Annotated in this window: 3 rRNA genes; all 3 read left to right on the forward strand. The window is 48.8% G+C overall.

Features of this window, described 5'->3' with window-relative positions:
* Positions 1-1252, forward strand: a 16S ribosomal RNA gene (locus tag JV173_RS06945); the annotation flags it as partial.
* A 107-nt stretch (positions 1253-1359) separates the two neighbouring features.
* A 23S ribosomal RNA gene (locus tag JV173_RS06950) occupies positions 1360-4205 on the forward strand.
* Between the two features lie 44 nt (positions 4206-4249).
* A 5S ribosomal RNA gene (rrf, locus tag JV173_RS06955) occupies positions 4250-4361 on the forward strand.
* Position 4362: the final 1 nt, after the last annotated feature.

Below are 4362 nucleotides of genomic sequence, written 5' to 3' on the forward strand. Positions count from 1 at the left end.
GCCTACCAAGACAATGATGCGTAGCCGGACTGAGAGGTCTACCGGCCACATTGGGACTGAGAACGGCCCAAACTCCTACGGGAGGCAGCAGTAGGGAATTTTCGGCAATGGGGGAAACCTTGACCGAGCAACGCCGCGTGAACGAAGAAGTTCTTCGGAATGTAAAGTTCTTTTATCTGGGAAGAAAAATAACCAAATTGACGGTACCAGATGAATAAGCCCCGGCTAACTATGTGCCAGCAGCCGCGGTAATACATAGGGGGCGAGCGTTATCCGGATTTACTGGGCGTAAAGGGTGCGTAGGTGGCAAATTAAGTTTCTGGTGTAAGTGCAGTGCTCAACGCTGTGATGCTAGGAAAACTGATTAGCTAGAGTGAGACAGAGGCAAGTGGAATTCCATGTGTAGCGGTAAAATGCGTAAATATATGGAGGAACACCAGTGGCGAAGGCGGCTTGCTGGGTCTCTACTGACACTGAGGCACGAAAGCGTGGGGAGCAAACAGGATTAGATACCCTGGTAGTCCACGCCGTAAACGATGAGTACTAAGTGTTGGCCTTACGGGTCAGTGCTGCAGTTAACGCATTAAGTACTCCGCCTGAGTAGTACGTACGCAAGTATGAAACTCAAAGGAATTGACGGGACCCCGCACAAGCGGTGGATCATGTTGTTTAATTCGAAGATACGCGAAAAACCTTACCAGGTCTTGACATACTCTGCAATGGCTTAGAAATAAGTTCGGAGGTTAACAGATGTACAGGTGGTGCACGGTTGTCGTCAGCTCGTGTCGTGAGATGTTGGGTTAAGTCCCGCAACGAGCGCAACCCTTATCGTTAGTTACCATCATTAAGTTGGGGACTCTAGCGAGACTGCCAGTGACAAACTGGAGGAAGGTGGGGATGACGTCAAATCATCATGCCCCTTATGACCTGGGCTACAAACGTGATACAATGGCTGAAACAAAGAGAAGCAATAGGGTGACCTGGAGCGAAACTCATAAAAGCAGTCTCAGTTCGGATTGAAGTCTGCAACTCGACTTCATGAAGTCGGAATCGCTAGTAATCGCGAATCAGCATGTCGCGGTGAATACGTTCTCGGGGTTTGTACACACCGCCCGTCAAACCACGAAAGTGGACAATACCCAAAGCCGGTGGCCTAACCGTAAGGAGGGAGCCGTCTAAGGTAGGGTTCATGATTGGGGTTAAGTCGTAACAAGGTATCCCTACGGGAACGTGGGGATGGATCACCTCCTTTCTAAGGAGAAAGGCTTACTACAAATAAGCAAAAACTCCTTTGTTCATCATATTCAGTTTTGAGAGACTCATCTTTGAAAAGTAGATAAAAGAAGTCATAGAAAATAAGGTTAAGGAAGAAAGGGCACACAGTGGATGCCTTGGCACCAAGAGGCGATGAAGGACGGAACTAACACCGAAATGCCACGGGGAGCTGTAAGTAAGCGACGATCCGTGGATATCCGAATGGGGGAACCCAGCATGTGGAAGACATGTTATCTTCTAGCAATAGAAGAGGCGAGACGTAGGGAACTGAAATATCTAACGTACCTACAGGAAAAGAAAGTAACAACGATTCTGCTAGTAGCGACGAGCGAACGCGGAGGAGCCAAATACCTAAGGTTACAAAATTGTATCATAGACGAAAGATTTGGGAAAGTCTGGCGAAGAGGGTGAGACCCCCGTAGTTAAAATGATGCAATCCATGGTATTAAAAAGTAGGGCGGGACACGTGGAATCCCGTTTGAAGATAGGAGGACCATCTCCTAAGGCTAAATACTCCTTGGTGACCGATAGTGAACCAGTACAGTGATGGAAAGGTGAAAAGAACCCCGGGAGGGGAGTGAAAGAGAACCTGAAACTGTGTGCTTACAAATAGTCAGAGCCCGTTAATGGGTGATGGCATGCCTTTTGTAGAATGAACCGGCGAGTTACGTTACATAGCAAGGTTAAGGATGAAGGTCCGGAGCCGAAGCGAAAGCGAGTCTTAATAGGGCGTTAAGTTGTGTGATGTAGACCCGAAACCAGGCGATCTAGCCATGAGCAGGTTGAAGTAACGGTAACACGTTATGGAGGACCGAACACACGTTAGTTGAAAATAGCGGTGATGACTTGTGGCTAGGGGAGAAATTCCAATCGAGCTTGGAGATAGCTGGTTCTCCCCGAAATATCTTTAGGGATAGCGTTAAATGAAGCTTTGTCGAAGGTAGAGCACTGAATGTGTGATGGCCCCACCTCGGGGTACTGAGCCCAATCAAACTACGAATGTCGGCAAAGGTGTTTGGCAGTAAGACTACGGGTGATAAGGTTCGTGGTCAAAAGGGAAAGAGCCCAGATCGCCAGATAAGGTCCCAAAATCATTGCTAAGTGGAAAAGGAAGTGGAGATGCACAAACAACCAGGATGTTGGCTTAGAAGCAGCCATCATTTAAAGAGTGCGTAAAAGCTCACTGGTCGAGTGACTCTGCGCCGAAAATGTACCGGGGCTAAGCAATGTACCGAAGCTGCGGATTTAGAATAAAGAATATTTTAAGTGGTAGGGGAGCGTTCCTGGGGCGGAGAAGCATGATCGTGAGGACATGTGGAGCGCCAGGAAGTGAGAATGCCGGTGTGAGTAACGAAAAGACAGGTGAGAATCCTGTCCGTCATAAACCCAAGGTTTCCAGGGGAAGGTTCGTCCGCCCTGGGTAAGTCGGGGCCTAAGGTGAGGCTGAGAAGCGTAGCCGATGGATAACTAGTAGAGATTCTAGTACCAGTTAGATGACTGATGGAGTGACAGAGGAGGATAAGCGACCGCGATGAATGGCTTTCGCGAAAAGGGATCGAGGCTATGTGATAGGCAAATCCGTCACATGTGAAAAGGCTGAGACTGATGTCGTATGAGTTCAGACTCTCAAGAAAAGCTTCTAGGGATAATCATGTAACTGCCCGTACCGTAATCCGACACAGGTGGGTGAGTAGAATATATTAAGACGCGCGAGAAAACTGTTGTTAAGGAACTCGGCAAATTGACCCCGTAACTTCGGGAGAAGGGGGACTTCTTATGAAAACGAGAAGTCGCAGAGAAAAGGCCCAAGCGACTGTTTAACAAAAACACAGCTCTCTGCAAAACCGTAAGGTGAAGTATAGAGGGTGACGCTTGCCCGGTGCTGGAAGATTAAGAGGAGATGTCATCGCAAGAGAAGCATTGAATTGAAGTCCCAGTAAACGGCGGCCGTAACTATAACGGTCCTAAGGTAGCGAAATTCCTTGGCGGGTAAGTTCCGTCCTGCACGAAAAGCGTAACGATTTGGGCACTGTCTCAACAACAGACTCGGTGAAATCAAGCTGCCGGTGAAAACGCCGGCTACCCGCGATTAGACGAAAAGACCCCATGGAGCTTCACTGTAACTTGATATTGAAATTGGGTGTAAGATGTACAGGATAGGTAGGACGCTTAGAAGTTGGTACGCTAGTATCGATGGAGCGGTCGTTGGGATACTACCCTTCGTGCACTTAGTTTCTAACTCGCCGGAGTGGATCCGGGAGGACAGTGTCTGGTGGGCAGTTTGACTGGGGCGGTCGCCTCCCAAAATGTAACGGAGGCGCTCGAAGGTCACCTCAGAATGGTTGGAAATCATTCGATAGAGTGCAATGGCAGAAGGTGGCTTGACTGCGAGACAAACAAGTCGAGCAGGGACGAAAGTCGGACATAGTGATCTTACGGTACCGAATGGAAGGGCCGTGACTCAACGGATAAAAGTTACCCTGGGGATAACAGGCTTATCGCTTCCAAGCGTTCACAGCGACGAAGCGGTTTGGCACCTCGATGTCGGCTCGTCGCATCCTGGAGCTGAAGTAGGTTCCAAGGGTTGGGCTGTTCGCCCATTAAAGCGGCACGCGAGCTGGGTTCAGAACGTCGTGAGACAGTTCGGTCTCTATCTATCGTGGGCGTTGGAAATTTGAAGGGAGCTGTCCCTAGTATGAGAAGACCGGGATGGACGTACCAATGGTGCACCAGTTGGCTCGCCTGAGCCATAGCTGGGTAGCTATGTACGGACGGGATAAACGCTGAAAGCATCTAAGCGTGAAGCCCCCCTTAAGATGAGATTTCCCAATTAGTAAGACCCCATGAAGACCACATGGTTGATAGGCTAGGTGTGTAAGCACGGTGACGTGTTCAGCTTACTAGTACTAATAGGTCGAGGACTTAACCTATAAAAAAATTCTATGACTTCAATTTATCTAGTTTTGAGAGTATGTCTGGTGACAATAGCAAGGTGGATCCACCTGTTCCCATCCCGAACACAGCAGTTAAGCACCTTAGCGCCGACGATAGTTAATACAAATAGCGAAAATAGGTCGTTGCCAGGCA

Source organism: Acholeplasma equirhinis (assembly GCF_017052655.1).
Taxonomy (GTDB): Bacteria; Bacillota_I; Bacilli_A; order Acholeplasmatales; family Acholeplasmataceae; genus Acholeplasma; species Acholeplasma equirhinis.